The sequence below is a fragment of the Veillonella parvula genome (assembly GCF_018366295.1).
Taxonomy (GTDB): Bacteria; Bacillota; Negativicutes; order Veillonellales; family Veillonellaceae; genus Veillonella; species Veillonella parvula_P.
On the sequence record NZ_JAGZIJ010000005.1, the window covers coordinates 1 to 26,803 of the forward strand.

Below are 26,803 nucleotides of genomic sequence, written 5' to 3' on the forward strand. Positions count from 1 at the left end.
CCAGGATCAAACTCTCCAAGATATCTTGAAGCTATTTGAATAGCTCATTATTTGTTGTCGTTACATTGAAGTAACTTTGAATTATGGTTGGTTTTGACTATGTCAAAACCCGCACTCTGGCATATGTTCAATCGTTATGATTGATTACCTATCATTGTTCAGTTTTCAAAGATCTGTACCAGTCTACACACTCTTTCTTCAAAGTGTTTCATCAACTGGCGACTTGATTATTGTATCAAGTCCAGCTCATTCCGTCAAGTGCTTTTTTTAACTTCTAAGAAGTTTTTCATACTTATCATTTGAGCTGTGTCCTAATGACTTGTATAAGTATAGCATAAATATAATAAACGTCAATATATAAAATTGTTATCCTAAAAAATTCATCTTTCTTTCATTATTTTTATTGCATCCTATACATAATATCTCATTAGAAGCCATTTTAACTTGTTTAATATTTATTTACCCAATTTTTACCTTAAACAACTATAGTTCTAAAGGAGTATATCTTTTTACCCATATATGATACAAAGCAAGCGCTATCACCATAACCAATGCAGTGAACATATATAAATATTGATAGCCCCACGCACTAGCTAATACTGCAAGTATAACCGATCCAGTACCGACACTTATATCTAAGGCTAGAAAATAAGTTGCTGTTGATACACCCGCACGCTCAATAGGAGCTGATTGTATAGCCAGCGCTTGGAATGCAGGTTGTGCTGCACCATAACCTAACCCCAACAATGGAGCGGTGAATAGAATAGCTAATGGTGTTATAGCTAATCCCAATCCAAATAAGCCTAATATAAATAATCCTAATCCTGTATAGATAATAATTTTTGAACCATATCGAGCATATATTTTTCCTACTATAGGCCGACTAATAATAATCATCAACGCAAAAATAGCAAAGAAAGCACTTCCCCATATTCCTGCCCCCATGCTATTAAGTTCTATAGGTATAAAAACTAAAACACCAGAGTAAGTAAAACCAATAAATAAGCCCATTAAAGCCCAAGGTAAACTTTTATTTTCTATAAACTGGGAAATATGCCAACCTTTATATTTTGATTGTTTAGGTAATGTTAACTCCTTTGATAGGGGAATAATATTACTTAAGACCATGGCCAATCCAGTCATAACCGTTAAAAATATATACAATGCCATACTACCGTATGACGATAAAGCATATAGACCGATAGCAGGTCCTAAAACCATTGCTATATTTGAAAAGATAGCAAACATATTAACCCCCTCACCTTTTCGATTAGGAGGTAATACTAATACTGCTAAAGTAGCCATCACAGTTGTTCCAAGGGCAAACACAACACCATGCAACCCACGTAGTACAAAAACAGCCTCTAAGGAGGTAGCAAAATTAAATAATCCCATAATAATGAAAAACAAGGCTGTTGATATTGATAGAACAATACGCTTATTAAAACCATCTATTAATCGTCCTGCAAAAATCCTACATAAAATTGTGCCAATTTGAAAATATGTCATCGCTAAGCCCGCATCAAGATCGCTGCCACTCAGTTCAGACGTGATTACAATTGGCAATGCCGCTACGAGAACATATTGAGTCATATATAAAATACCACTACTAATACCATAATTAGTAAAAGCAGGGCTCCATAATCTATTTGAATCCATATTTGTATCTCCCTTTTGTATCGTGTCACCTAGCCATTTTACGCCTCTATCTTATAGAATTCAAGAACAAGCCTTTTTAAATTTTATATAGTTAAAAATGACTATTATCTGTAAAATACCTATACCGTTTTACATAATAAAAGATGGCAAAATAAAAGAACCTCTCTAAAAATAAATCAAGAGAGGTTCTTGTACTTTAATCATTAACACAATAATAATAATTTATAACTTATTATTGATTACGTACGTCATTTTTATTGCGACTCTTCCACATAACCCACAAGGATGTAGCTACACAGATAGAGGAGTACGCACCGCTAGCAAAGCCGATAATCATGCAAAGAGCAAAGTTCTTTGTAGTATCTCCACCAAATAAATAAAGGGATACACAAGCAAACATAACTGTTGCCAATGTATAGAAACTACGATGAATACTTTGTGTAATAGATGCATTCGCAAGATCTGCAAATGTATCAGAACGTTTATGTGTATGCGTATTTTCACGAACACGGTCAAAGATTACTACGGATTCATTCATAGAATAACCTACAACCGTAAGAATGGCAGCTAAGAAGGATGCATCAATCTCTAATTGGAAATAAGAGAAAACACCAAGAACCATAATCAAGTCATGAAAAATGGCAACTAAAGCAGAAATGGCAACCTTATATTCAAAACGATAAGAAATATATAAAGCTAATGCTGCGAATGCTATAACAAGATTTAATAACGCATGTTCCGTAACTTCAGAGCCAATTACAGCACCTACAGTTTCAATACGTTTAACTGTATTGTTACCAATAGATTTAGTCAAAGAATCAACAACAGCTGCACTTTCACTAGACTCAAGATTACGTGTACGAATCATTACGTCTTCGCCAGCTGTATCACCAGTAGTATCACCGGAAAGCTGAATTTGTGCATTTTCAAGATTATATTCTTTTAGAACGTCACGAACTTGACTAACCTCTACAGGTTGATCAAATACAACTTCAACAATAGTACCACCAGTATAATCAATACCAAAGTTAAACCCTTTAGTAAATATGGAAATTAAGCTGATAATAACGAGTGTGGAGGAAATAGCAAACCACCAACGATGATGTTTAATTACGTCTAATGTCATTTGCGTTTACCTCCTTTCAAAGATTTAGGTGCAAATGCGTCAGCACTTGTGCTTGGAGAAATATTCGCACCAAACCAGAATGGATGGTTTGTAAAGTTACAATCAATTAATAAGCGCAATAAGAAATGACTCACAGTAATCGCTGTGAACATACTTACCACAACACCTACACCTAAGCTGATAGCAAAGCCTTTTACAGGACCAGATCCTAAAATAGTTAAGATACCAGCTGTAATGATAACGGATACGTTTGCATCAGTAATTGTGGCTAACGCACGGCTAAAACCTGCTTCCATAGCAACCCGCATAGATTTACCGGAAAATACCTCTTCCTTGAAACGTTCAAAGATTAGAATATTCGCATCTACCGCAACACCCATGGATAAGATAATACCAGCAATACCTGGCAATGTCATAGTCGCATTAAAGCCTTTGCCTAATACGAGCAATAAGAGCATAACATATACAAGTAATGCAATATTAGCTACGATACCAGAAAAACGATATAAAATAACCAAGAAAATCATGATCATTGCAATACCGGCACTGAAGGCTACAACAGATTTATCCTTGGAGTCTTGCCCCAAAGAAGGACCTACTGTACGCACTTCCAATACATTAATTTTAACAGGCAATGCACCGGAACGTAATAAAATAGCTAAGTCTTTAGCTTCTTCTAAACTTTGACTACCAGAAATAGTGGCTTTACCACCTGTAATTGCTTGTTGTACTACAGGATTAGTCAATTCTTTACCATCCAATGTAATGGCAATACGACGACCAATATTTTTAGATGTTAAATCAGCAAACTTCTTAGCCCCTTCATCACTTAATTCAATAGCAACGAGTGGTTGTTTATTTTGACCTAACTCTTCTTTAGCATCTTTTAAGTCATCACCAGTCATAACGGTTTGACCTTGGTCGTTTTTAAATTCCAAGACCGCTGTTTTACCGATACGTTTAATCGCTTCGTCAGGATCTTTTACACCTGGCAATTCAATGATAATACGACGAGCCCCTTCACGTTGTACCAATGGTTCAGACAAACCCATTTCATTAATACGACGCTCTAAGATTTGCTTCGCCCGTTCTACTGCATCATTGTCAGCTGTACCAGTCGCAGAATCTTCTGCTTCCAATACAATATGCGTACCACCTTGCAAGTCTAGGCCTTGTTTCAAAGAACCTGCTAAAGGTTGAATACAATACGCAAAGGTACCAATGATGACAGCAATGACTACTAAAAACTTGATAATAGCTTTACCGTTCAAAATAGTTGCTCCCTTCTGCTATACACAATGTATAATGCCTTGCTCTGTCACAATTTTACTCATTCGTTGGTCTAGCTCATCCATCGGGATTGGTGTTTCCCATAATTGTACAGTCCAACATACGCCCATAAATGTACTTGGTGAAAGTTCCTTGAGAAATCGATCATAATACCCATTCCCCATTCCCATGCGACCACCTTGACGGTCAAAGCCAGCACCAGGCACTAAAATCAAATCCAAGTCACACGGATCAATAATATCGTATGGCTCAGAGGGAATGCGTATATTTAACACACCCCGAGTGATAGATTCTAGAGACTTAAGACGAACTGCAATCATAGTCGTCTTATCAGTACATACTGGAACGTATACAGATTTATCATGTTCTAAAGCATGACGAATCACATCGTCTAAATTGGCCTCTTTAGGCATCGCCAAATAGGCCATAATGTTTTTTGCCGATATATACTCAGGACTATTAACGATTTGATTCGTCAACATCGGCGTCCACGACCTACAATCAGCAACGGATAAAGCAGCGCGCTGAGACTTACACGCCTGGCGCACTGCTTCCTTTGTATTCATTATTTTTCTTCCTTGTTTTTCTTAGACAGTACGTTAGCAACTGCTGTACGAGCAAATGTTAATTCAACTTTTTCAGATACCTGTACCTTGACTTTTTCATCATCAAGTTCAACAATTTCGCCATAAATACCACCAATAGTAACGATTTTTTGGCCTTTTTTTAAGCTACCTAACAAGCTAGCACGCTCTTTTTGTTGTTTCTTTTGTGGACGCCACAGTAAAAAGTAAAAAATTACTACCATTAACAAAATAGGCCAGCTAGTTTGCAAGATTTGTTGAATATCTCCCATGTTATCCTCCTAGGTTAATAAATATGTATTTCTTTTCTAGTATAGCCACCTAATATAAATTTGACTAGACTTAATTACTATTTTTTAAAGCTATCCCAAAATTGCATTCTAAATTGCGGGAACCGATCTTCTAAGATAGCTTGTCTCATTTGACGCATAAACTCTAATAAGAAATAGAGATTATGATACGTTACAAGGCGTAATGCCAAAATCTCTTCTGCCTTATATAAGTGACGAATATATGCACGGGAATAATTTTTACATGTATAACATTGGCAACCTTCTTCTAAAGGGCCCCAATCATGAGCAAATTGAGCATTTCGAATATTAAGGCGACCATTCCAGGTCATGGCCATCCCATTTCGAGCAACACGAGTTGGATATACACAATCAAACATATCAACTCCACGTGCTACACCTTCTACCAGACAATCTGCGGTGCCAACACCCATCAAATAACGAGCCTTGTTAGTTGGCAATAATGGCGTAGTATATTCTAAGATTTCATTCATTAAATCATGAGGTTCCCCAACGGATAAACCCCCGATGCTATAACCTTCAAAATCCATAGCTACAAGTTCTTCCGCACTTTGTTTGCGCAAGTCTTTGTACATGCCACCTTGAACGATACCAAACATGCCTTGGCGGTCATGAGCTTTACGAGCCTCTTGGCAACGATGCGCCCAACGCGTGGTACGCGCCGTAGAGCATTTCGCATAATCATGATCCACGGGATACGGAATACATTCGTCAAAAGCCATCGCAATATCAGAACCTAATTGTTCTTGTACCTTTGTAGCCACTTCAGGAGATAGAAACTGTTTTGATCCATCAATGTGGGATCTAAATGTAACACCATCCTCAGTAATTTTGCGCATATCGCCTAAACTAAATACTTGGAATCCACCACTATCAGTAAGAATCGCTTGATCCCAATTCATAAATTTATGTAGGCCCCCAGCCTCTTCTATAAGCTCCGGCCCTGGGCGAAGAAATAAATGGTACGTATTACTCAAAATAACTTGAGAACCCATAGCCTTTAGTTCTTCTGGTGTCATAGTTTTAACTGTCGCTTGCGTGCCTACAGGCATAAACATCGGTGTTTGAAAGGTACCATGTGGCGTATGCAATAAACCTGCCCGTGCCCCCGTATGAGGACATGTCTTTTGTAATTCATAAGTAATACTCGGCATAGTCCCTCCTAACGTATAAACATAGCATCGCCGAAGCTAAAGAAACGATAACGTTCTTTAACAGCTTCTTCGTAGGCCGCCAAACAGTGTTCACGACCAGCTAGTGCACTAATCAACATTAACAATGTAGATTGAGGCAAGTGAAAATTCGTTACCAACGCATCAATCATCTTAAATTTATAGCCAGGATAGATAAAAATTTGAGTCCAACCACTCATACCTTGTAATACACCATCATCATTCGTAGCAGACTCAAGAGTACGCACCGATGTAGTACCTACGGCAATGATACGAGACCCTTTTTGTTTGGCTGCATTGATTCGATCCGCCGTATCTTGAGGTACAACAAAGAACTCACTATGCATTTCGTGGTCTTCAATAGTCTCTGCCGATACAGGTCTAAAGGTGCCAAGTCCAACATGTAAGGTTACAAACTCAAGCTCTACACCTTTAGCTTTAATCTTTTCTAAGAGGTCAGGTGTAAAGTGAAGTCCTGCAGTTGGTGCCGCAGCAGAGCCTTTTTCCTTAGCATATACCGTTTGATAACGGTCTTTATCTTCTAACTTTTCATGAATGTATGGAGGTAATGGCATTTCACCAATTTCTTGAATCACATCATCAAACACACCATTGCAAGTGAACTCAATGATACGACCTCCAAATTCAGTCTTATCAATCACAATCCCTCTCAGGCGGTCATCAAACTCAATAACTTGACCAACAGGACACTTTTTACCAGGTTTAACAAGGCATTCCCATCGATTTTCACCACATGGTGTGAGTAGAAGTACCTCTACTTTACCACCAGAGCCTTGTCGATGACCATATAATCTCGCAGGGATAACCTTCGTATTATTAAATACGAGTACATCACCTTCGTGAAGTTCTTCAAGCAAATCGTAAAAATGCTCTTTATGACTAACTTTACCACTTACCTTATCCAAGGTTAAAAGCCGTGCTGTATCACGAGGCTCTATGGGATGTTGAGCAATCAGTTCCTCTGGCAATTCATAATCAAAATCTGTAACTTTCATCGTTATCCTTATTAATACATTTTCTTCAATGTAATGCCACTATAGTAGTGACGCAAAATAGTTTGGTAATAATTTGTATCTCCAGGATTAGCACGCTTTGCCATTTCCGCAGCGCCCCATTGAGACATACCAAGGCCATGACCCCAACCGTGGCCTTTAATATAAACAGTATCATTCTTGCCAGTAAAGCTATGATATGCCTTTCCCGTGCCTTTAGCAGGATTGTGATTTACATAGAAATCAAATAGTGTAGATTTTAAACCTAAAATACTACGCAATGCATCGCCATCTACAGTAGTTTTTCCAGAGGTACCTATGAAAGTAGCACTCTTTATACGACCTGATACACCGCGGTCCGATGTTTGTTGCCCAGGCTTACCAAGAGGAGTCAACTGAATGCTCTTCAATTTACCTACCCCTTTACTTGCCGCATTAAGTTTACTTTCAAGAGCTTGACGAGAGGTAGTAACAGTCCAATTCGATGTAGATGTACCAGTACTAAAGTCTTTTACCCCTTTCAAGTATGGCACATCACTTCCCCAAACATTTACACTATCCTCTGTATAGCCACCGCCATCAGAATGGAATAAGGCATTAATAGGACGTTGATCATAAAGCATAACTACGCCTTTAGTTTTATTTACTGCATTTGTGGTAGCTTGAGATTCACCACTCACACCACTGTATACTTGATGATCCGTGGAATTACTCACATCGTAGAATTTACCTTTATTTTGTTCCATCGTATGAAGAGCATAAGTACGAGCTGCTACGGCTTGTGCCTCTAATGCAGCAGCCGGCCAAGACGGTACTACCTCTTGTGGGACAACACCATACAGGTAATCCTCAAGGGGCACAGAATTAATGACCATCATGGTTCCATTATTGGCACGTAATGTTAAACCGCCACGATAACCTTTACCTTCGAACAAGAATGGTGCATCACCATTCGCAGGCTTCAATGTAACCACACTATCAATAGCCTTTCCATTTACAGCAATCTTGCCGCCGCGAACGCCAATAGATGTACCACGATTAGCACTGATTGTGCTAACTTGACCATTACCGCTGTTCAATACAACCATATTAGCTGTAGATGTAACAGTAGCATCGGAGCTACGACTACCTAGTAGAACACGTACATTTGGCATGTTTTCTTTACGTTCTGTAGCAGGCGTCACTACGGAGCCCACTTTGTTGCGAGTAATAACTGCTGTATTGGCTTGAATGCTATTCACATCCGTTGTTTTTACTACCTTTTTAGTAGCTGTTTTTTCAGTAGCTCTTTTTTGTGCTACAGGTTTATCACCAGTAACTGCAGGTTTAGTAGCTGGCTTTGCAGTAGCAGAAGCCGCAGGTTTTGTAGCCGTTGTAGCTTTACCTGTAGCAGCTGATTTCGTAGCTGTTGCATTAGTACTAGATTTCGCAGTACTAGTTGATTTTGTTGCACTAACTGGTTTAGCCATCGTTACCGGCTTTGTAGCTGTAGCAGGCTTTGCTACATTAACCGGTTTTGCACTAGGTTTAACCACCGTAGATGTAGCAGTTGACTTAGAAACCGTTTTAGTTGTTGCGACCGGCTTTGCAACTGGTTTAGTAGCAAGTGGACGAAAACTAGATTTCTTCGTCGTATTTACTTTCGATACAGTTGTATTAGATACTGTTGATTTTGGCGTTGGCTTTTTCGTTACCACTGCACTTTTATTTTGCAGCGTCGCTCCATGTGCTACAGAAGCACCGCCAATGTTTACACCTAAAAATAAAGTGGCCATTATCATCAATTGTAATCGTTTCGTTTTCATTGTTATTTCCCTGTCTGTGAAATACCTAAATGCTCATAGGCCAATTTAGTAGCCACCCTCCCACGCGGTGTACGTCCTAAAAATCCTAATTGCATCAAATATGGTTCATACACATCTTCGATGGTATCTCTCTCTTCGCTGATAGCCGCCGCAATGGTATCAATCCCTACAGGGCCGCCATCATATTTTTCAATAATACATTCCAACACACGTCGATCAATTCGATCAAGTCCCATTTTGTCTACATATAAACGTTGTAATGCTTCATCTGCAATTTCTTGAGTGATAACCCCATCACCAATGACTTGTGCAAAATCGCGTACCCGTTTAAGCAGACGGTTTGCGATACGCGGTGTTCCTCGTGAACGACGTGCAATTTCGCTTGCCCCAGTCGACACAATACCAATATTAAGTATTTCTGCGGCTCGAGTCACAATAAATTCTAACTCTGGTTGTTTATAATATTCCAACCGATTAATAATACCAAATCGGTCCCGTAACGGTGCCGCCAAAGCACCCGCTCGAGTCGTGGCACCTACCAATGTAAATTTTGGCAAGTCAATGCGCACAGTTCGAGCACTTGGACCCTTACCGATGATAATATCAATAGCATAATCTTCCATAGCAGAGTACAACACTTCCTCTACACTACGAGACAAGCGATGAATTTCATCAATAAATAATACATCATGGTCGTCCAAATTTGTTAATATTGCAGCTAAGTCACCAGACTTTTCAATAGCAGGACCAGAAGTTATACGAAAATTAACACCCAATTCATTTGCAATTATCCCTGCTAATGTTGTCTTGCCAAGACCTGGAGGCCCATAAAGTAGCACGTGATCCAATGCTTCCCCACGCTGTTTTGCAGCTTGAATATACACATTTAGATTGCCTTTAGCCTCTTCTTGACCTACATACTCATTAAAAAGCTTAGGCCGAAGGCTATATTGCCATATATCCTCTTCGTGCTCGCCATTGCCGACAAGGCGTACTTCTTCATTCATCCTTATCGTCCTTTCCCAAGCTCAATTAAGCTGACTTTTATCAACTCAGATACATCACGCTTACCATCATCTAAAGACTCTACAATATCTGCTACATCCCGTTCCAAGTATCCTAAGGATACGAGGGCTTCAATGGCTTCTCCTGCAGCACCGTTTGCAGCAACACCAACAGGCTGAATAGTCGCAGGTGATTCCGCAGAAATATGTGTCATCTTAGCGATTTTATCCTTTAACTCTAAAACAAGTCGCTCCGCAGACTTCTTACCAATACCAGGTAACTTTGTTAATTGCTGTACCTGTCCATTGATAATCGCTAATTTGAAAGCCTCAGGTGTCATGCCTGACAAGATGCCAAGCCCCACCTTGGGCCCGATACCAGAAACAGAAATGAGGAGTATAAACAACTCATATTCTTCTTCCGTCCAAAAGCCATAAAGTTGCATTGCATCTTCTCGTACATTAAGATACGTGAATAGCGTCGCCTCATGGCCCTCTGTCAGCTGTTGACGCGTAGTGGTCGGCACATATACGCGATACCCTACGCCATGTACATCAACATAGCACGATTCTTTAAAAAGATGTGTTACGATACCTCGCACATACCCTATCATTATACCAACCTCTTTAATCGATCATTGTGAGAACTATGAGCCGTACAGATAGCAACAGCTAATGCATCTGCCGTATCATCAGGCTTAATTTTCTCACGAATCCCCAAAATATTCATCGTCATATAAATGACCTGATTCTTATCAGCTTTACCATAACCTGTGACAGCTTGTTTAATTTGTAATGGTGTATATTCATAAATAGGAATCCGTTGTTGTTCAGCAGCCAATAAAATAACACCACGTGCTTGCCCTACCTTAATGGCTGTTGTTACATTACGGTTAAAAAATAATTCCTCCACACCGAACTTATCAGGCCTATATTCCTCCAATAAATCACTAAGATCATTAAATAGAATTTCCAGTCGCTGTGAATCAGTTAATTCCTTAGGAGTTGTAATAGCCCCATAGGCTACTGGTGTTAGTTTGCTACCCTTCACGTCAATAATGCCGTATCCGCATATAGCCGTGCCTGGGTCAATTCCTATAATTCGCACCCCAACCCCCTTAGTTTAAAAATGAGATAAGCTACCGCCTACCTCCATTACATAATCTATTTTATTATAGCATAATTTCACATCGAAGTTCATGAATTCCCCTATGAATTATATATGAGACATATTAATTTTCTTAACTTTAATAAATATCCGAGTTTAATTTCAATAGAAAAGGAGCACCCCATAGAGTGCCCCGTTTATTATTATTCTTCTTCATCGTCCGGCAAAATACCATTATGATATACGTTTTGTACATCATCAAGATCATCCAATACGTCAAGCATTTTCTGCATTTTCACAGCATCATCACCAGTCAACTCAATCGTTGTATCTGGAATCATCGTGATTTTAGCTACTACAGTTTCGATACCCGCATCAGCAAGCGCTGCTTCTACCGCATCAAAATCCTCTGGTGTTGTATAAATTTCAAATACATCATCTTCAGACTTAAGGTCTTCTGCTCCAGCTTCAAGAGCTAGCATAGTTACCTCATCTTCATCATGACCTTCTTTATCGATAACAAATACGCCTTTAGATTTGAACATCCAGCCTACACAGCCACTTTCACCAAGGTTACCACCTTGTTTAGAGAATGCATGGCGCACGTCTGCAGCAGCACGATTACGATTATCAGTCATCACCTCAACAGTAACGGCAACACCGGCAGGACCATAACCTTCGTATACGATTTCTTCATATGCATTCATGTCCGTAGCACCGATACCTTTGTCGATAGCACGTTGAATGTTATCCTTAGGGATATTATTTTCACGAGCTTTTTGCAAAGCCAATTTCAAACGCATATTACCAGTTGGATCTGCACCACCCATGCGTGCTGCAACGGTAATTTCACGACCGATTTTTGTAGCCAATTTAGCTTTTAATGCATCGGTTTTACCTTTTTTATGTTTAATATTTGCCCATTTAGAATGTCCTGACATAGACGCCTCCTATTTATTCCACCATGCTTCGCCCCGCAGCCGATCTAAGATGATTGATACGGCACTACGCACGGATAAATGATTGTATTCACCATGGCCATATATAGGTTCTAAAATATAGTCAAAGCTTTCCATCGTTTCTTTTGTCATACCATAACCGGTACCAAATAATACTAACACAGGGCGCCCCTCATTTTCAAGATGTTCACGCATCCGTGCATAGGAAATCGTATTATCATAGGTGCGAGCATCTGTTGTAGCTACAATCGGTCTCGTTCCTTCTATATCTTCAATTGTTCGCACCGCTACCGCAATTGAATTTACCAATTCCACACCTGTGAAAGCATCCTTGCGATCAGGATTATAAGTAGAGCCAAATCCAGATTTCCAATGTTCCATAATCGTACTTACCAACTCACGTTGAGCTGGAATATTATGAATGACAAAATATTTAGACACATCATAGGTAATAGATGCTCGTGCAATATCATGTATATCATAATTTGTAATAGCCGTCGTAATGACCTCTTTATGTTTATTCATAATAGGATAATGAACAAGTCCGATATATAAATTAGCCAATACTATATCTCCTAAATTCTAAACTAATCTTCATTAACATACATTGCCATCATATCCATTACGAAGCACTAGACCGTGCACCAGCACTACCAAATCCAGATTTCTGTCCTATGGAAGACGCCTTTTTGCTTCTATTGCGTTCATAACTTCTATAAAGGCTCCGCCCCATAGCGCTATGTACATTCGACCCTGATGCGGTATATACATAGGGCTCCTCATACGTTTGTAATGGTGCTGCTATGCGATATGTCATGGTTCGTCCATCCATGCGCGCAGTAGGTGGATTAAAACCGTGAAATATATAATATCCTGCAGCAATACTTGGTAAGAGCCCTGCTAGCCCCGCATCCCACACCAAATTGCCACTATTATCTCGGTGAAAGGTAACGGATCGATTATCGTCGTATAAGGCTGTTTCTTTACCATCACCATGATTTAATAAAGAATATCGGTTTCCTTGATTATCCTTTAATCGAACCTCTCCTTCATTGGCTTCTGGGTAAACCTTGTCGCACACAGCATAGGAGATATCATTCCAGTAGGAATATACACCTACAAGACCAGCAACGGCAGCGAAAGCACCTGTAAGGTATATGGTTTTCTTACTTGGCTTATACATAGAACACTCCCTTAGTGCACAGCACCGCTAATAACAAGGGCAAGACCTACGAAGATGCCAAACACAAGAATGCCTGCCGCTGTATTACCTCTCATGATTTCTTCGGATAATTTATATTTACGATGCCAAATATTTATAAACATATAGCCAGTAACAAATAATACAATACCAAGCACAGCATATACAACACTGGCTACGATACCATGTAACAAGGAAGTATCAGCTGTAGTCACGGCTGGTGACATAATAACAGCGCGCAAAATTTCACCGATACCGATAAATGATCCCGCTGAAAGCCACGCCACAGCACAGTTACCACGCTTAATTTCTTCACTAAATTTTCCAGGCACGAAGAAATCGATAACCGTATTCGCAGTTAACATCAATATAATGCCAAAGCAAGCATAAAAAATTGTCAATAATACATCTGGTATATAAATCATAATGAGCCTCCTAATATTATAACTTTGTATTGGATGTATTGCCAGAATTGGTAGTAGGATACAATCGTTCACGTCCCGCATTATCCCGTAGGCGAACCATGGTCGCATAGTTATCGAGTATATGAGAGCTGATTAATGTATGATCAATAATTTTCCAATCCTCTTGTGTCAATTTTGATTGTTCACATACCTTAACCTTAGTTTGTCCATCCGTATTGGTAATAATATACACTAAGTCCCCAGAATAAAATACAATAACTTCATGTCCCTCTTCTAAGTTATCCCGCTCATTCTTAATATCACCATTCACAGAATCAATCAAGTCTAATGCGGTGCTAACGGGATCCAACGAAGACGTGTATACATAGTCGCTATCCGAGTCTGCTTTTGTATAATACACAGAGGTATCTTGCATATGTTCTTTTATGGTATAAGGGAACCCAACCATATCCCGTATACTATGCCAAGACAGGTCATCCTCTAACCCAAGCAGAAATAGCATAAATAGTACAGCGTATCCTAAGCCAAAAGCGATAGATTTAAATCTCTTTCTCATAGATTTGTTACGCATCTTTTGCTTAATAGCTTGAGCGGCTGCATCATTACAAAGGCGAATATTCACTAAAGGCACTCTTGACCCTTCGGCAAACATTTTTTCACCTTCAAACCACTGTTCTTCAAAGAATACACTAGCACCACCCTCACATGGTAGCTGATATTCTCTATATCCAGCGCGATCACCTATTGAGGCACCACTTTCACCATCAACGTTGACAACCTTTTCTAATCCGATTTGATGTAATGTAAAACCCTTACCTGGCCGTGTATGATAGGATGTTCTAGATACGGTACACCATTCATTATCATTATACTCAATGGTTAACCATATCTTATCAATTCCCTCAACAGCCTCCAGTCCATATTCATGCCAATAATCACCTGGTGATTTTGTCATAGACGGCTGGCCCCTATAGGATTGTTCCTTATCTGCTTTTGGAATAATCTCTATGTATTTAATTTTCTCAGTGATTACATAGCGGCTGCCATGAACCTCTAAGACATCATAACAATTAAACTCCATACGCACCCTCGCTAAAGTAGACATAAGCACGACTGCTGCTAAATACACCTATTATCATTCGTTTGCCCATACTATATGGTCACAAATTTCATAATATTTCGCTTACTCTATTAATAATGGTACAAAGTATGCTTCTGTACCAGCTATCTCTTCTGGAGAAAAACGGCATCCTACCGCGGAAGCTTGATCACCAAGCATAAAACAGGATAAGGTTAAAAATCCATCTTTCTCTCCACAATCAACTGTATGAGTAAAACGTTTCTGCTGTATAAAGTCTTGATACATAACCTTTTTACTATCGCGACAGATGATATCATCATAGTTATCAACTAGCTTTTCCATGTAAAGCTCAGATGTATCACCACGTTTTTGAACAACTTGTACATGCCTTCCTTCACGGCCCCAAATCTCCTTTTGAATATAAAGTCCATCATCAAGAGCGGAAAAGTCATTTTCAAAATAGGATGGTGCCAAATACTGTTCGATTATATCTCGATCAGGTTTCGTAAAAAATTGATCTGTTAAATACAATGCATATACTAAGGACATAAAGGATTTATTTTGTAAAATAATTGACTCTGGAGGATTAAAAAGAGCAAATGTATTATCCTCGTAAAGATCTAAGAACATCTCACCCAAAGGTTCATCATCAGGCGTCCGCTCATCAATCAAAAGCTCCATGGGATGTAATCGATACAATAGAGTCGCATGACTACCATCTGTTAAAGGAATGCCCTCATCATCAATCTTCATATCATAAAAGGATATAAAGCGCGTGTCAGCCTCAGGACAGGCCGTTTTTAGCTCATTCATAAGAAACTGTGTTGTTCCGTAATCTTCAAAATAATCATGGAAGCAGGAGAATACAAAGGGATCCTTAGGTAGTCTTTCTCTATTTGCCAGCATAGACTTATATTGATTTCTACCATACTTAGCAGATAAAACAGCATCATACATGCGCTTTAAAAATGTATGTAATTCTTTTCGGCATTCTGTATTAGGATGTTTTCGTCCTACATAATTAGCTGCAATTTCATTGGCATAATAGCTTTCAATGAGAAAACATGGCGTATCCGCATTAAGTTCTACCATGCGCAAATTGCCATTTATATCGAGAACAAAATCAAAACGAGATAACCACGTCGGTAAACCTAAGGCATTAGACTTATGTAAGTAAGGAATTAAATTGTCTGGCATATCCATATTTCGAGCAAAGTCATCTGGTGCCATTTGAAATACTTTTGCTGCTTTACAAAATATTTGAAATAATCTACGTGAAGCATGACGAATTTCATCGTAAAAGTCGGATGAAAAGGCCTGCATAGACAATGAAGGATACCGATCATCATATCCTTCATATTCCACAAAATTAAATATATTTCTATCCAGCTCATCAATATAGGATTTCATTGTTTATCCTTTCATCAGGAGGTCCCGCTTGAAGTTCGGGCGCCTACACTACCAAAGCCATATTTTTCACCAATTCTATGTGCTCGATTACTCGTTTTAGTATTGTAACGATTTCTAGTCATTTCATTAATAGTTCTAGCCACTCTTGCACTATTAGATTTACTAGCGCCTGTATTTGCATCAAAAGGTGTAAGAGGCGACGTAACGCGATAAGTCATACTTGGTGCATCCATATATGCCATTGGGGCTGAAAATCCATGAAACGCATAATACCCTACAGCCAGAGTCGGAATCAAGCTGGCTAAGCCTGCATCCCATATAATATTGCCTTTCTCATCGCGATGAAAGGTAACAGACTTCTCAGCATCATCATAAAGTGCCGTTTCTTTTCCATCACCATAATTAATCAAGGTATAGCTTTTACCTTCATCATCAACGAGCCGTACTTCACCATTATTTAATTCTGGTTTAACCACATCACATAGGGCATAGCTAACATCATCCCAATACGAATAAGCGCCTACTAGAGCTGCTATAGATGTAAAGGCTATGGCTATGTAAACAGTATTCTTACTTGGTTCATACATAAAATATTCCTTCGTTTGATTTCGTGACTGGAATCAATACTATTTCAATCTTTTATTTCTTTTAATAAAGTCTGACGTCCCTGCTTATTCTTTAATTCCACCATATACGCATACCGCAACAATATGTCACTGTCGTTTCTAATATTCGCTAATCGTGTATCCTCTGAATCAGGCAAATTTTTAAGCGATCCGACCTCAACATAAGTAGTATCATTAACCGTACTAATAACGGATACCTCATTCGTTGTATAAATAACAATCCACTTCTCTGGAGACTTTGTGTCTTGTTTAATGGTATAAACCTTGCCATACACGGCATCGATAAGATCGATAGCCGTTGCATTAGGATCTTGTTTTGACGTATACACCTTTAAACCGTCTTTTGTACCTTGTGATTCATAATAATAGGAATCCTTAATGCGCTCCTCCATAGTATAAGGAAAACCCACTTCATCACGAAGCTCGTGCCAAGACAAATCTCCTATAAACAAATACCCCAAAAAGAGTAAAATAATTCCCCAACTTAGACCCAATTGAGTCCATTCTTTTCTGCGCGCTGCATTTCGCACTTTTTTACTCGCCGCTTGTGCAGCCTGATCTCTCCGTCGATGTATATCAGACAAACGAATCCGTTCGCCTTGAGCCTGATCTGTTAAACCACCACGCCAGTTCTCTATAAAAAATACAAAGGTCTTATCCTTTTGAACCGCTCTATATTCTTTATAATCTGCTTCGTCGCCACTTCTAGCCTTCGATTGTCCCTCCACAGCTACGACACGTTCTATACCTTTATCATGTAGTCTATATCCTGCAGGAGGGGTTGAACGTAAAACTGTTTCAGAAAAAGTGCAATATTCTTTTTCACCGTTTACAATGGTAAGCCATTTTTTATCCGTCCCATTAACGGGCATAAGACCATATTCGGTCCAAGACTGAGCTCCTTTGGAAACACCTAGTTCTTTTTTATAATTTTCATCATTAAGATCATAACGTATTGTTTTATCAACGATAAACTCTTGATAAGAAATGACCTCCCCGACTACGTATCGTTTTCCCTGAATCTCTACAACATCATAACACTTAAAATTCATATCTCAGGCTCTTCCGCAATAATTTCTTTTAAAAGCTTAATTTCTTCTTTTGTTAATGGACGCTCTAATAAATCTGGACGTAACAACCGAGTTCTTTTAAGTGCTTCTTTTTGACGCCAAGTGGCAATGTTTTTATGATGACCACTGCGCAATACATCCGGTACAGACCAGCCTCTAAATTCAGGGGGCTTTGTATATTGAGGGCATTCTAACAGAGGTTCATAAAAAGAATCCTCTTGTGCTCCACTAGCCGCGCCTAATACACCAGGTATCATGCGAGCCACTGCATCAGTAACTACCATGGCTGGCAACTCACCACCGGTTAATACATAATCACCAATAGAAATCGTTTCATCTACAAGATGTTTCTCTACGCGATAATCTACACCTTCATAGTGACCACAAATAAGAACCACTTGATCATAGCTAGCCAATTCACGAGCCTTCTCCTGAGTGAAAGGCTGTCCTGTAGGTCCCATAAAGATAATACGACGTCGTATACTTTCATTAGGATTACCAATAAGACTCATTTCATCACACATCTCATCTGTGGTATAAGTTTCATTAATATCACTATCATATTGAGCAATAATAGATTCTACGGCTTCAAAAATAGGAGGTGCCATCATGAGCATACCAGCCCCACCACCATATGGTGTATCATCTACTTGACCATGCTTATTATGGCTAAAATCCCGAGGATTCGTTACACCTACAGATAGACGTTCTGTCTCGATAGCTCGTTTTATGATGGAATGATTAAAAAACGCATCAAAAAAATCTGGAAATAAAGATACAATATCAATACGCATAAACCGTCCCCTGTACTTATTAACTCACATTAACTCATTAGTATTATCTATATATAGCTATATTATATACCTTTTACGATAATATACCTATATGTAGATAAAACAAAACCGCCCAAAGGATTATATCCATTCAGGCGGATCTACGATCATCAATTTATTTTTCACATTGATGTCTTTAACGACCTCTTCAATGGCTGCAAATAATTGATCTGGTTCTCCATCTTTGGAGACCACATAGACATCATTAGCACCTGGTTGTAATACATCAGTAACTGTGCCAAGCACGTTACCCATAGTATCTTGTACCTCAAGACCAATGATATCAAAAATATAGTAACGACCTTCTGGCAATTCCACTAAATCTTCACGACGAACTTGAATTGCTTTCTTACTGAATAGTTCAGCCGTATTGCGATCAGGAATTTCCTTAAAAGATGCTAAAACAAATTGCTTGTGAAATCGTGCGGATGCAACGTGGTATTCTTTACCATCGATGTAACAGGCATCCATATGCATAAACCGTTCTGGAAAATCGGTTTGAGGCATAATACGAAGATCACCCCGCACACCGTGCGGGGCGATGATAACACCTATTGTGATGAAATCGTTATGCTTCATTATTGACGAAACGCAACGATCTTACCGTCTTCTAATAGGATTTCAGCGCCCATCAAGGCATCCAAATTATCCCCGATTTTAACGGTAACTGTTTGCTCTAATGTACCTTGAGGAATTTCAGTTCCTAAAGACAACTCCTTAGCATCCTTCAATTTAGCTGTTACTTCTTCTTTGAAAGCCAAGCGTTTATTTTTTTCTTCGTCGATTTGTTGACGAATAGCAGTAAGACTTGTAGCATCAACTTTAGCTGCATCAGCCAAAATACGTTGGGCTTGAAACTCAATTGCTTCCAAATCTTTATTTACCATATCAAGGCGAGTTTCAAGATCGGATACAATTTTCGCTTTCAAGTCGTCTGTTACTTTTGCTTTTACTGCTACAGGGACACGTAATGTCATTTCTTCCATTGGAATACTCCCTTTTAGACAATATCAACAGATATCTTTTTGTTCTCTTTAATAGCCGCCGCTTTCACCACAGAGCGAATCGCTTTAGCAATTCTACCTTGCTTTCCGATGACTTTACCCATATCCTCTGGGGCTACATGAAGTTCATAAACTTCCACATTCCCCTTTTGGACCATGGTAACAGAAACGGCATCAGGCTGCTTCACTAATGATTTCGCAATTAATGAAATTAATTCTATCATCACAGTATGCCTCTCTATTAATTACTTTTTAGCGTCTGCAAATTTTTGCATAACGCCTTGTTTTTTGAACAAGGAGCGAACAGTGTCAGTAGGCTGAGCACCTTTAGCTAACCAAGCCAAAGCTTTTTCTTCGTCTACATTAACGATAGCTGGTTGTTTAGTAGCATCATATTGACCAATTGTGTCAACAGGACGACCTTCACGTGGAGCACGTGCGTCAGCAACTACGATACGGTAGAAAGGAGCTTTTTTAGCACCTAAACGAGTCAAACGAATTTTTAACATTGTGAAATTCACCTCCTTATACTGATGTGGATGGACAAGTTCAGCGCCCCTGCCCATGTATTACATAAACGGTAATTTAGGCATTCCAGGGAAGCCGCCCTTACCGCCACGTAAACCTTGCATGCGCTTCATCATCTTCCGCGCTTCTTCAAATTGTTTCAACAAGCGATTTACATCTTGGACCTGTGTACCAGAACCTAATGCAATACGCTTGCGGCGAGAACCGTTAAGAATACTTGGATTTTCTCGCTCTGCCGCCGTCATGGATGTAATGATAGCCTCAATACGACGCACCTCTTTACTATTCAAATCAAGGTCCTTTAATTGATCCTTAATTTGTCCCATGCCTGGCAACATTCCAATAATATTTTGTAATGGCCCTAACTTTCGCACCTGGTTCATCTGTTTTAAGAAGTCATCCAAGGTGAAATTGTTTTTCGCCATTTTCTTTGCCATTTCACGAGCTTCTTCTTCATCGATGGCGCCTTGTACATTTTCAATCAATGTTTTAAAGTCGCCCAAATCGAGAATACGAGAAGCCATGCGGTCTGGATAGAATACATCAAAGCCATCCATTTTTTCGCTCACACCAGTGAACTTAATTGGCAAGCCTGTTACAGCTTTGATGGATAATGCGGCACCACCGCGCGCATCACCATCGAGTTTAGTAAGGATAACACCATCAACACCTAATTTTTCGTTAAAGGTTTGAGCGGTTGTTACTGCATCTTGACCGATCATAGAATCTACAACGAGCAGAATTTCATGAGGTCGAACAGCAGCTTTGATGTTTGACAACTCATCCATGAGGACTTCGTCTATAGCCAAACGTCCTGCGGTATCGATGATAACAACATCTTTCAGCATATGCGTGCTTTGCTCTACGGCACGACGCGCAATATCTACTGGATTCACACCAGGTGTTTCATCGGCAAATACAGGAATATCAATTTGCTTACCTACAACTTGCAACTGAGTAATCGCAGCTGGACGATATACGTCGGCAGCGACAAGCATCGGACGTTTACCTTGTTTGCGTAAGTATACAGCTAGTTTACCAGCTGTTGTAGTCTTACCAGCACCTTGCAAACCAACGAGCATAATAATTGTTGGTGGCTTGCTAGAAATCATGATACGACTTTGCGTACCACCCAAGAGAGCCGTTAACTCATCATTTACGATTTTAATAACCGTTTGGGCTGGATTCAAGGATCCGAACACCTCTTCACCAAGGGCCTTTTCCTTAATGGACTTAACAAAGTCCTTTGCTACCATAAAGTTAACGTCAGCTTCTAATAAAGCTGTACGTACCTGACGCAACGCAAGATTGACATCATCTTCTGTAATTTTGCCCTTCCCTTTTAAGGATTGAAAGGCTTCTTGCAGTTTTTCTGACAAGCTATCAAATGCCATAATATCCCTCCATTTGCGCCAATACTTGTTGCACCTTGGTTTCGGCTAACACCTCTTTAGGCAATGTTGCTTTCAACTGTGAAAGCAAGCCTTCCCGTTGTTCATATTGTGCCACCAAGTGCAATTTAGATTCGTAATCATTTAAAATGTGTCGAGCACGCTGTAAGTTATCGTGTACAGCCTGTCGTGATACGCCTAATTCCTCAGCAATCTCGCCAAGGGACATATCATCTTCGTGGTGAAGTTGTAAGGACATGCGTTGCTTGTCCGTCAACAATGGCCCATAGAAATCTAAGAGCAAACTTATGAGTACTCGTTCTTCCATTTCGCCACCTCCATCACTGTCAAGTCATATTACTTTACATATACTACCGTACATAAAGAAATGTGTCAAGTAGAAATACTTAACACACTTAATTTATTGCTATAATACATATAAATCACAGTTATACAAGCTATCTCATCCCCTTAAATGAACCAAAAACCATAAACTAATTAACTACCTTAACATAATCATTCTAGACAAATTTAATTCATAATCAATGATAATTATTTCTAATTTCTAATTTCTAATTTCTACTTTTATATCTATAATAATATGCTATAATATCAATATCTAATATTTTCAATATAAAAAAACAGGAGGTATTATATGAATACCAAACAATATGACATTATCGTCTTAGGTTTCGGCAAGGCTGGTAAAACATTAGCCGCAAAATTTGGCTCTATGGGCAAATCCGTAGCCATGATTGAAGAAAATCCACTAATGTACGGTGGTACATGTATTAATATCGCATGTATCCCTACTAAGACGATGATCATTGCCGCGTCAAAAGGCTTATCATACGATCAAGTATTAAACCAACGTGAAGTTGTTACATCTCGCTTACGCAATAAAAACTTCGGTATGTTAGATACAAATGAACATGTCGATGTCTATACTGGACATGGTGCATTTATTAGCAATAAAGAAATCGCCGTTACCGCTGGCGAGGATAAGATTATATTATCTGCTGACACTATCGTTATAAACACTGGCGCTGTAGCGATTAAACCTAATATTTCTGGCATTGATACAGCTACAGGTTTCTATAATAGTACAGAAATTCAACAATTACCTACTCAACCTAGTACATTAGGTGTTATCGGCGCTGGTCCTATCGGTCTTGAATTTGCAAGTCTATATGCAAAACTTGGTGCTAAGGTAACTGTATTCAACATCGAATCTAGCATCTTAAAACGCGAAGAACCTATCGTTCAAGAGCTAGCTACTGAGTACTTAACTGAACAAGGCATTACCATTCTTAATAATGTAACATTAGACTCTGTATCCAATGATGACAACAAACCAGTTATCAAAGCTAATAATCAAAACTATACATTTGATGCTGTTCTATACGCTACAGGTCGCAAAGCCAATACAGCTAATATCGGTTTAGAACATACTGATATCGCTACTAACGAACGCGGTGCTATTGTAGTTAATGATACTTGTGAAAGCTCCGTTCCTGGTGTATACGCAGTCGGCGATGTAAACGGTGGTCCTCAATTCACATATGTATCTCTTGATGACTTCCGTATCGTATTTGGTGCACTTACAGGCAGCGGCCACTATACCTTAAAAGATCGTAAAAATATACCTTATACTACCTTCCTAACACCTCCACTTTCTCGGGTAGGTCTTACAGAAGAAGATGCAATCAACCAAGGATATACGATTAAAACCAAGGAAATGCTCGTAGCTACCATGCCAAGAGCCCACGTAAACGACTATTTAAAAGGTGCTTTTAAAATCGTTGTAGATGCAGAAAACGATTTAATCCTCGGTGCTACACTCTATTCCCAAGGTGCTGAAGAATTGATTAACTTGATTAAAATGGCTATGGATAACAACATTCCATATACATATTTCAAAAATCAAATCTTCACACACCCTACAATGGCAGAAAACCTAAATGACTTGTGTAATTTCTAATAGCTTAATAGCTAATACAAACACTAGTCTAAATTAATAACCTAACACAAAAGCCTTTAGACACTAAACTAATTTAGCATCTAAAGGCTTTTGTATGTAATGAAAAGGCAGTTATATATAAGTGTATTAGGTCATTATAAATATATTAGATTATTATAGATATTTTACCATTATCTGCCTAAAACATTATATAAATTAATTTTTAGTAAACAATCTGCGTACTATCGTTTGTAATTTAGGTGTTAATATAATTGCTACTACAATGCCTGCGGCACTTGTAATCAAGGAGTATTGAATTTTGCTAGCCGCAACGACCGCACTTTCAAGAACAAACCACCACGCAAGGAAGTAGCCTAAAGCTGTCCAAATAGCACCAATAATAAGGGCTACTAAAATACGACCAAAGGATGCCGTTGGTTTTGTAATAGAGGGTGGCAAATAGCCTGCAGTCATACCACCTACGATAAGTCCTGCAATGCCTTTAATAAAGAAAGAGAATACGATATACTGCGTATGACCACCAAAGAGATCAAATAGTGCAGATCCAATTGCCGCACCTAAGCCGCCATATAATCCACCAAAGAGGATAGATGTTGTAAAGAGTGCAGCAGATCCTAAATGAACCATAGCGCCACCTGGTATTTCAATGCGAATTGTAGTAGCCACTGCACATAACGCGGCAATAAAGCCAATATAGACAATGTCTCGAGTACTTAATTTCATAATCATGAACCTCTCTTTTAAATCAATCACTATATTCAGTATAACAAATCATAAGCCGTCTAAAAACACCATTATCGTAGGAATTAAATATCCATTTCACGTCTCAATACAAGATATAAATATATACTTAACTATATGTCTGTAGATATAATAAAGCACCTATACCTCTGTATAGGTGCTTTATAGTATTCAATTATATGTATAATCTTAAATTTTAGCTCGTTTCAAACGAAGTGAATTACTTACGACTGTAACAGAGCTAAATGCCATCGCTGTACCAGCAATCATAGGATTTAACGCACCGATAGCGGCCAAAGGAATGCCAATACAGTTAAAGATCAATGCCCAGAATAGGTTTTGTTTAATGTTGGTCATTGTCTTACGGCTGAGGCGTACAGCTTGTACCAGTGTATGCAAATCATTACGTACGAGGACGATATCGGCTGCTTCTACCGCAATATCTGTACCACTACCGATGGCAAAACCAATATCTGCCGTAACAAGCGCCGGAGCATCATTGATACCGTCACCAACCATCCCCACTACAAGACCTTTATCTTGCAATTCTTTTACCTTGCTAGCCTTGTCTTGAGGCAATACTTCAGCTATAACATGAGAGATACCCGCTTGTTTAGCAATATATTGAGCAGTTCGACGATTATCACCAGTAAGCATCCATACATCAATACCTTGAGCATGTAACTCTTTTACAACCTCAATAGTTTCTGGACGTAATTCATCTTCTACAGCCCACAAAGCACTAACAACTCCATCTACAGCTAGAACAGATACAGAAGCACCTTGTTCTTCAAATTGTAAAATATCTTCTTGAACCGCAGTTAAATCATAACCTAGTTCGTTCATCCAACGACTGTGCCCAAGTTGTACGGATACGCCTTGGTAGGCACCTTGTAACCCTTTACCTGGTACATCAGCGAAACTTTCAAGTTCAACAGCTTTACCTTTGTAGCCCTGATCTTCACCGTAGTAAACCATAGCCTTTGCAATCGGATGAGATGTGCCACTTTCAAGAGCCATCATAATAGACATATTCGTACTTTCATCACCATTGTAATTTTTAAAAGCCGTCACATCCAATACACCCTGTGTAAGGGTACCGGTTTTATCCATAACAATGGCATCGAGCTTACCCGCCTTTTCAAGATATTCTGCACTCTTGATGAGCACGCCGTGTTCCGCACCAAGTCCAGACCCAACCATGATAGATGTTGGAGTAGCAAGGCCAAGCGCGCAAGGACATGCGATAACAAGAACTGCTGTTGCATTAATGAGAGCAACGTTAATAGAATCTCCCATAATGAAGTACCATACGAGACCTGTCAAAACAGCAAGGCCAATAACGGTCGGTACGAAATATTGAGCCACGATATCTGCAATACGTTGAATACTAGCCTTGGAGGTTTGTGCCTCTTCGACAACCTTGATGATTTGAGACAACATCGTATCGGAACCAATACGCTTTGCTTCCATGGTAAAAGCGCCACTTAGATTTATAGTAGCACCAATAACTTCGGAACCAACTTGTTTTTCTACCGGTAAGCTTTCACCAGTCAGCATAGCCTCATCTACTGTGGAATATCCCTCAGTAATCGTGCCATCAACAGGGATCTTTTCGCCTGCACGAACTTGTAAAATATCACCAGTTACCACCTTAGATGTAGGGATATCAATAAATTCTCCATCACGCAACACATGAGCTGTTGCGGGTTGTAAGGCAATCAACTTTTGAAGTGCTTCAGAGGTACGCCCCTTCGCAATTTCTTCTAATAGCTTACCAAGAAGGATAAATGTAATGAGCCACGCAGAGGTTTCAAAATATATTCCATGAGGGCCTAATTCAGGGTGAAATTGCCAGTTATAAATACTGAATAGATAGGCTACCGTCGTGCCCATTACTACGAGCACATCCATCGTAAGTGCTCCATTTTTCACTGCACTCCAGGCACTCTTATAGAACATGAGACCAGGACCGAACTGAGCAATAGTAGCAAGAACAAACTCTACCCATACAGGCAATGCCTGAATACCAAATCGATGTAACGTCATATTAATCATCATCGGTACTGCCATACAAGCGGCAATAATAAGGCGTGTAATATGAGGTTTTAAGTTAACCTTTTCTATTTCTTGCTTTGTTTCGTCTGCTTCTGCAGCACCAAAGCCGATATTCGTAATGGCATCAATAATCTGTTGTGAGTCTACAGTAGCCCCGTCTTTATATTCAACGCTCCCCTTTCGAGTTAAGAGGTTAACCTTAACAGATTCTACGCCATCAACTTTAGAAACAACGTTTTCAACACGTTTTACACAGGCTGCACAGTGCATACCTGTAATATCAAATTCTTGTTTTTTTACGCTCATATTCACAGGCCTTTCTACTCTGTAGATATATCTTATCTTACAACTTACTATATTATTACAAATTCGTACTATATTTTGTATTTATGTACTTAAATATATGTCTAAACATCTATCTAT

Annotated in this window: 29 protein-coding genes; 1 reads left to right on the forward strand and 28 read right to left on the reverse strand. The window is 39.1% G+C overall.

Annotation, left to right across the window (positions count from 1 at the left end; all coding sequences use genetic code 11):
- Nucleotides 1-483 precede the first annotated feature (483 nt).
- The 26 genes from KHY58_RS05700 to ylxM all read right to left on the reverse strand — a co-directional run bounded on the left by KHY58_RS05700 (nt 484) and on the right by ylxM (nt 21,928).
- Nucleotides 484-1,659: an MFS transporter gene (locus KHY58_RS05700; RefSeq protein ID WP_278472449.1), complete on the reverse strand. Its 1,176-nt coding sequence runs from the start codon at nt 1,657-1,659 to the stop codon at nt 484-486.
- A 232-nt stretch (nt 1,660-1,891) separates the two neighbouring features.
- Entirely contained in the window at nt 1,892-2,785 is an 894-nt protein-coding gene (secF, locus tag KHY58_RS05705) for a protein translocase subunit SecF (protein ID WP_004695602.1), read from the reverse strand.
- Entirely contained in the window at nt 2,782-4,056 is a 1,275-nt protein-coding gene (gene secD / locus KHY58_RS05710; protein WP_278472450.1) for a protein translocase subunit SecD, read from the reverse strand. The genes secF and secD overlap by 4 nt, the downstream gene beginning before the upstream one ends.
- 18 nt (nt 4,057-4,074) lie before the next feature.
- Nucleotides 4,075-4,641, reverse strand: coding sequence for a 5-formyltetrahydrofolate cyclo-ligase (locus tag KHY58_RS05715; RefSeq protein WP_278472452.1), 567 nt, complete (start codon nt 4,639-4,641; stop codon nt 4,075-4,077).
- A complete protein-coding gene (yajC, locus tag KHY58_RS05720; RefSeq protein WP_004695596.1) occupies nt 4,641-4,931 on the reverse strand; it encodes a preprotein translocase subunit YajC in 291 nt (96 codons plus the stop codon). The genes KHY58_RS05715 and yajC overlap by 1 nt, the downstream gene beginning before the upstream one ends.
- A gap of 77 nt (nt 4,932-5,008) precedes the next feature.
- The gene (tgt, locus tag KHY58_RS05725) at nt 5,009-6,124 is read right to left on the reverse strand and encodes a tRNA guanosine(34) transglycosylase Tgt (protein ID WP_278472453.1); all 1,116 of its coding nucleotides are present in this window, start codon (nt 6,122-6,124) and stop codon (nt 5,009-5,011) included.
- Nucleotides 6,125-6,132: 8 nt separating this feature from the next.
- Nucleotides 6,133-7,158, reverse strand: coding sequence for a tRNA preQ1(34) S-adenosylmethionine ribosyltransferase-isomerase QueA (queA, locus tag KHY58_RS05730; RefSeq protein ID WP_278472455.1), 1,026 nt, complete (start codon nt 7,156-7,158; stop codon nt 6,133-6,135).
- 11 nt (nt 7,159-7,169) lie between these two features.
- Complete coding sequence (locus tag KHY58_RS05735) at nt 7,170-8,960, reverse strand: SpoIID/LytB domain-containing protein (RefSeq protein WP_278472457.1); 1,791 nt, start codon at nt 8,958-8,960, stop codon at nt 7,170-7,172.
- A gap of 2 nt (nt 8,961-8,962) precedes the next feature.
- Nucleotides 8,963-9,967, reverse strand: coding sequence for a Holliday junction branch migration DNA helicase RuvB (gene ruvB / locus KHY58_RS05740; RefSeq protein ID WP_101929030.1), 1,005 nt, complete (start codon nt 9,965-9,967; stop codon nt 8,963-8,965).
- 2 nt (nt 9,968-9,969) lie between these two features.
- Nucleotides 9,970-10,578 (reverse strand): Holliday junction branch migration protein RuvA, encoded by a 609-nt coding sequence (ruvA, locus tag KHY58_RS05745; protein WP_004698493.1) that lies wholly within the window; start codon nt 10,576-10,578, stop codon nt 9,970-9,972.
- On the reverse strand, nt 10,578-11,072 hold the full coding sequence (gene ruvC, locus KHY58_RS05750; RefSeq protein WP_004695586.1) for a crossover junction endodeoxyribonuclease RuvC: 495 nt from the start codon (nt 11,070-11,072) through the stop codon (nt 10,578-10,580). The genes ruvA and ruvC overlap by 1 nt, the downstream gene beginning before the upstream one ends.
- 203 nt (nt 11,073-11,275) lie before the next feature.
- The gene (locus KHY58_RS05755) at nt 11,276-12,013 is read right to left on the reverse strand and encodes a YebC/PmpR family DNA-binding transcriptional regulator (RefSeq protein ID WP_004695585.1); all 738 of its coding nucleotides are present in this window, start codon (nt 12,011-12,013) and stop codon (nt 11,276-11,278) included.
- A 9-nt stretch (nt 12,014-12,022) separates the two neighbouring features.
- On the reverse strand, nt 12,023-12,595 hold the full coding sequence (locus KHY58_RS05760) for an RNA methyltransferase (RefSeq protein ID WP_024060983.1): 573 nt from the start codon (nt 12,593-12,595) through the stop codon (nt 12,023-12,025).
- 58 nt (nt 12,596-12,653) lie between these two features.
- Nucleotides 12,654-13,214: a hypothetical protein gene (locus KHY58_RS05765; RefSeq protein WP_024060984.1), complete on the reverse strand. Its 561-nt coding sequence runs from the start codon at nt 13,212-13,214 to the stop codon at nt 12,654-12,656.
- Nucleotides 13,215-13,225: 11 nt separating this feature from the next.
- Complete coding sequence (locus tag KHY58_RS05770; protein ID WP_021147921.1) at nt 13,226-13,657, reverse strand: DUF350 domain-containing protein; 432 nt, start codon at nt 13,655-13,657, stop codon at nt 13,226-13,228.
- A 16-nt stretch (nt 13,658-13,673) separates the two neighbouring features.
- The gene (locus tag KHY58_RS05775) at nt 13,674-14,738 is read right to left on the reverse strand and encodes a hypothetical protein (RefSeq protein ID WP_278472461.1); all 1,065 of its coding nucleotides are present in this window, start codon (nt 14,736-14,738) and stop codon (nt 13,674-13,676) included.
- Between the two features lie 102 nt (nt 14,739-14,840).
- Nucleotides 14,841-16,148: a glutathionylspermidine synthase family protein gene (locus tag KHY58_RS05780; RefSeq protein ID WP_278472463.1), complete on the reverse strand. Its 1,308-nt coding sequence runs from the start codon at nt 16,146-16,148 to the stop codon at nt 14,841-14,843.
- Between the two features lie 14 nt (nt 16,149-16,162).
- The gene (locus KHY58_RS05785) at nt 16,163-16,735 is read right to left on the reverse strand and encodes a hypothetical protein (protein WP_278472465.1); all 573 of its coding nucleotides are present in this window, start codon (nt 16,733-16,735) and stop codon (nt 16,163-16,165) included.
- Nucleotides 16,736-16,779: 44 nt separating this feature from the next.
- A complete protein-coding gene (locus tag KHY58_RS05790) occupies nt 16,780-17,826 on the reverse strand; it encodes a DUF4178 domain-containing protein (RefSeq protein WP_278472467.1) in 1,047 nt (348 codons plus the stop codon).
- On the reverse strand, nt 17,823-18,638 hold the full coding sequence (gene trmD, locus KHY58_RS05795) for a tRNA (guanosine(37)-N1)-methyltransferase TrmD (RefSeq protein WP_278472468.1): 816 nt from the start codon (nt 18,636-18,638) through the stop codon (nt 17,823-17,825). The genes KHY58_RS05790 and trmD overlap by 4 nt, the downstream gene beginning before the upstream one ends.
- A gap of 120 nt (nt 18,639-18,758) precedes the next feature.
- Nucleotides 18,759-19,256, reverse strand: coding sequence for a ribosome maturation factor RimM (rimM, locus tag KHY58_RS05800; protein WP_278472471.1), 498 nt, complete (start codon nt 19,254-19,256; stop codon nt 18,759-18,761).
- Nucleotides 19,256-19,663: a YlqD family protein gene (locus KHY58_RS05805; RefSeq protein ID WP_004695569.1), complete on the reverse strand. Its 408-nt coding sequence runs from the start codon at nt 19,661-19,663 to the stop codon at nt 19,256-19,258. The genes rimM and KHY58_RS05805 overlap by 1 nt, the downstream gene beginning before the upstream one ends.
- A 14-nt stretch (nt 19,664-19,677) precedes the next feature.
- Nucleotides 19,678-19,905, reverse strand: a complete 228-nt coding sequence (locus KHY58_RS05810) for a KH domain-containing protein (protein WP_004695567.1) — start codon at nt 19,903-19,905, stop codon at nt 19,678-19,680.
- Nucleotides 19,906-19,926: 21 nt separating this feature from the next.
- Nucleotides 19,927-20,190 (reverse strand): 30S ribosomal protein S16, encoded by a 264-nt coding sequence (rpsP, locus tag KHY58_RS05815; protein WP_004695565.1) that lies wholly within the window; start codon nt 20,188-20,190, stop codon nt 19,927-19,929.
- A 60-nt stretch (nt 20,191-20,250) separates the two neighbouring features.
- The gene (ffh, locus tag KHY58_RS05820; RefSeq protein ID WP_058948524.1) at nt 20,251-21,603 is read right to left on the reverse strand and encodes a signal recognition particle protein; all 1,353 of its coding nucleotides are present in this window, start codon (nt 21,601-21,603) and stop codon (nt 20,251-20,253) included.
- Complete coding sequence (gene ylxM / locus KHY58_RS05825; RefSeq protein WP_004695559.1) at nt 21,593-21,928, reverse strand: YlxM family DNA-binding protein; 336 nt, start codon at nt 21,926-21,928, stop codon at nt 21,593-21,595. Before ylxM ends, ffh begins: the two co-directional genes overlap by 11 nt.
- Nucleotides 21,929-22,255: 327 nt before the next feature.
- Between ylxM and KHY58_RS05830 the strand changes: the two genes are divergently transcribed.
- Nucleotides 22,256-23,581, forward strand: coding sequence for an FAD-containing oxidoreductase (locus tag KHY58_RS05830; RefSeq protein ID WP_058948523.1), 1,326 nt, complete (start codon nt 22,256-22,258; stop codon nt 23,579-23,581).
- A 195-nt stretch (nt 23,582-23,776) separates the two neighbouring features.
- Here the strand turns inward: KHY58_RS05830 and KHY58_RS05835 are convergent, their stop codons facing one another.
- Together KHY58_RS05835 and KHY58_RS05840 are read right to left on the reverse strand one after the other, a co-directional pair.
- The gene (locus KHY58_RS05835) at nt 23,777-24,304 is read right to left on the reverse strand and encodes an ECF transporter S component (RefSeq protein ID WP_024060993.1); all 528 of its coding nucleotides are present in this window, start codon (nt 24,302-24,304) and stop codon (nt 23,777-23,779) included.
- A gap of 207 nt (nt 24,305-24,511) precedes the next feature.
- A complete protein-coding gene (locus tag KHY58_RS05840) occupies nt 24,512-26,686 on the reverse strand; it encodes a heavy metal translocating P-type ATPase (protein ID WP_278472476.1) in 2,175 nt (724 codons plus the stop codon).
- Between the last annotated feature and the right edge of the window lie 117 nt (nt 26,687-26,803).

Bases quoted from the DNA above. Each gene is read 5' to 3' on its own strand.
- KHY58_RS05700 (WP_278472449.1), bottom strand. From the start codon at position 1,659: ATGGATTCAAATAGATTATGGAGCCCTGCTTTTACTAATTATGGTATT.
- secF (WP_004695602.1), bottom strand. From the start codon at position 2,785: ATGACATTAGACGTAATTAAACATCATCGTTGGTGGTTTGCTATTTCC.
- KHY58_RS05715 (WP_278472452.1), bottom strand. From the start codon at position 4,641: ATGAATACAAAGGAAGCAGTGCGCCAGGCGTGTAAGTCTCAGCGCGCT.
- yajC (WP_004695596.1), bottom strand. From the start codon at position 4,931: ATGGGAGATATTCAACAAATCTTGCAAACTAGCTGGCCTATTTTGTTA.
- tgt (WP_278472453.1), bottom strand. From the start codon at position 6,124: ATGCCGAGTATTACTTATGAATTACAAAAGACATGTCCTCATACGGGG.
- queA (WP_278472455.1), bottom strand. From the start codon at position 7,158: ATGAAAGTTACAGATTTTGATTATGAATTGCCAGAGGAACTGATTGCT.
- KHY58_RS05735 (WP_278472457.1), bottom strand. From the start codon at position 8,960: ATGAAAACGAAACGATTACAATTGATGATAATGGCCACTTTATTTTTA.
- ruvB (WP_101929030.1), bottom strand. From the start codon at position 9,967: ATGAATGAAGAAGTACGCCTTGTCGGCAATGGCGAGCACGAAGAGGAT.
- ruvA (WP_004698493.1), bottom strand. From the start codon at position 10,578: ATGATAGGGTATGTGCGAGGTATCGTAACACATCTTTTTAAAGAATCG.
- KHY58_RS05755 (WP_004695585.1), bottom strand. From the start codon at position 12,013: ATGTCAGGACATTCTAAATGGGCAAATATTAAACATAAAAAAGGTAAA.
- KHY58_RS05765 (WP_024060984.1), bottom strand. From the start codon at position 13,214: ATGTATAAGCCAAGTAAGAAAACCATATACCTTACAGGTGCTTTCGCT.
- KHY58_RS05770 (WP_021147921.1), bottom strand. From the start codon at position 13,657: ATGATTTATATACCAGATGTATTATTGACAATTTTTTATGCTTGCTTT.
- KHY58_RS05775 (WP_278472461.1), bottom strand. From the start codon at position 14,738: ATGGAGTTTAATTGTTATGATGTCTTAGAGGTTCATGGCAGCCGCTAT.
- KHY58_RS05780 (WP_278472463.1), bottom strand. From the start codon at position 16,148: ATGAAATCCTATATTGATGAGCTGGATAGAAATATATTTAATTTTGTG.
- KHY58_RS05785 (WP_278472465.1), bottom strand. From the start codon at position 16,735: ATGTATGAACCAAGTAAGAATACTGTTTACATAGCCATAGCCTTTACA.
- KHY58_RS05790 (WP_278472467.1), bottom strand. From the start codon at position 17,826: ATGAATTTTAAGTGTTATGATGTTGTAGAGATTCAGGGAAAACGATAC.
- trmD (WP_278472468.1), bottom strand. From the start codon at position 18,638: ATGCGTATTGATATTGTATCTTTATTTCCAGATTTTTTTGATGCGTTT.
- rimM (WP_278472471.1), bottom strand. From the start codon at position 19,256: ATGAAGCATAACGATTTCATCACAATAGGTGTTATCATCGCCCCGCAC.
- KHY58_RS05805 (WP_004695569.1), bottom strand. From the start codon at position 19,663: ATGGAAGAAATGACATTACGTGTCCCTGTAGCAGTAAAAGCAAAAGTA.
- KHY58_RS05810 (WP_004695567.1), bottom strand. From the start codon at position 19,905: ATGATAGAATTAATTTCATTAATTGCGAAATCATTAGTGAAGCAGCCT.
- rpsP (WP_004695565.1), bottom strand. From the start codon at position 20,190: ATGTTAAAAATTCGTTTGACTCGTTTAGGTGCTAAAAAAGCTCCTTTC.
- ffh (WP_058948524.1), bottom strand. From the start codon at position 21,603: ATGGCATTTGATAGCTTGTCAGAAAAACTGCAAGAAGCCTTTCAATCC.
- ylxM (WP_004695559.1), bottom strand. From the start codon at position 21,928: ATGGAAGAACGAGTACTCATAAGTTTGCTCTTAGATTTCTATGGGCCA.
- KHY58_RS05830 (WP_058948523.1), top strand. From the start codon at position 22,256: ATGAATACCAAACAATATGACATTATCGTCTTAGGTTTCGGCAAGGCT.
- KHY58_RS05835 (WP_024060993.1), bottom strand. From the start codon at position 24,304: ATGAAATTAAGTACTCGAGACATTGTCTATATTGGCTTTATTGCCGCG.
- KHY58_RS05840 (WP_278472476.1), bottom strand. From the start codon at position 26,686: ATGAGCGTAAAAAAACAAGAATTTGATATTACAGGTATGCACTGTGCA.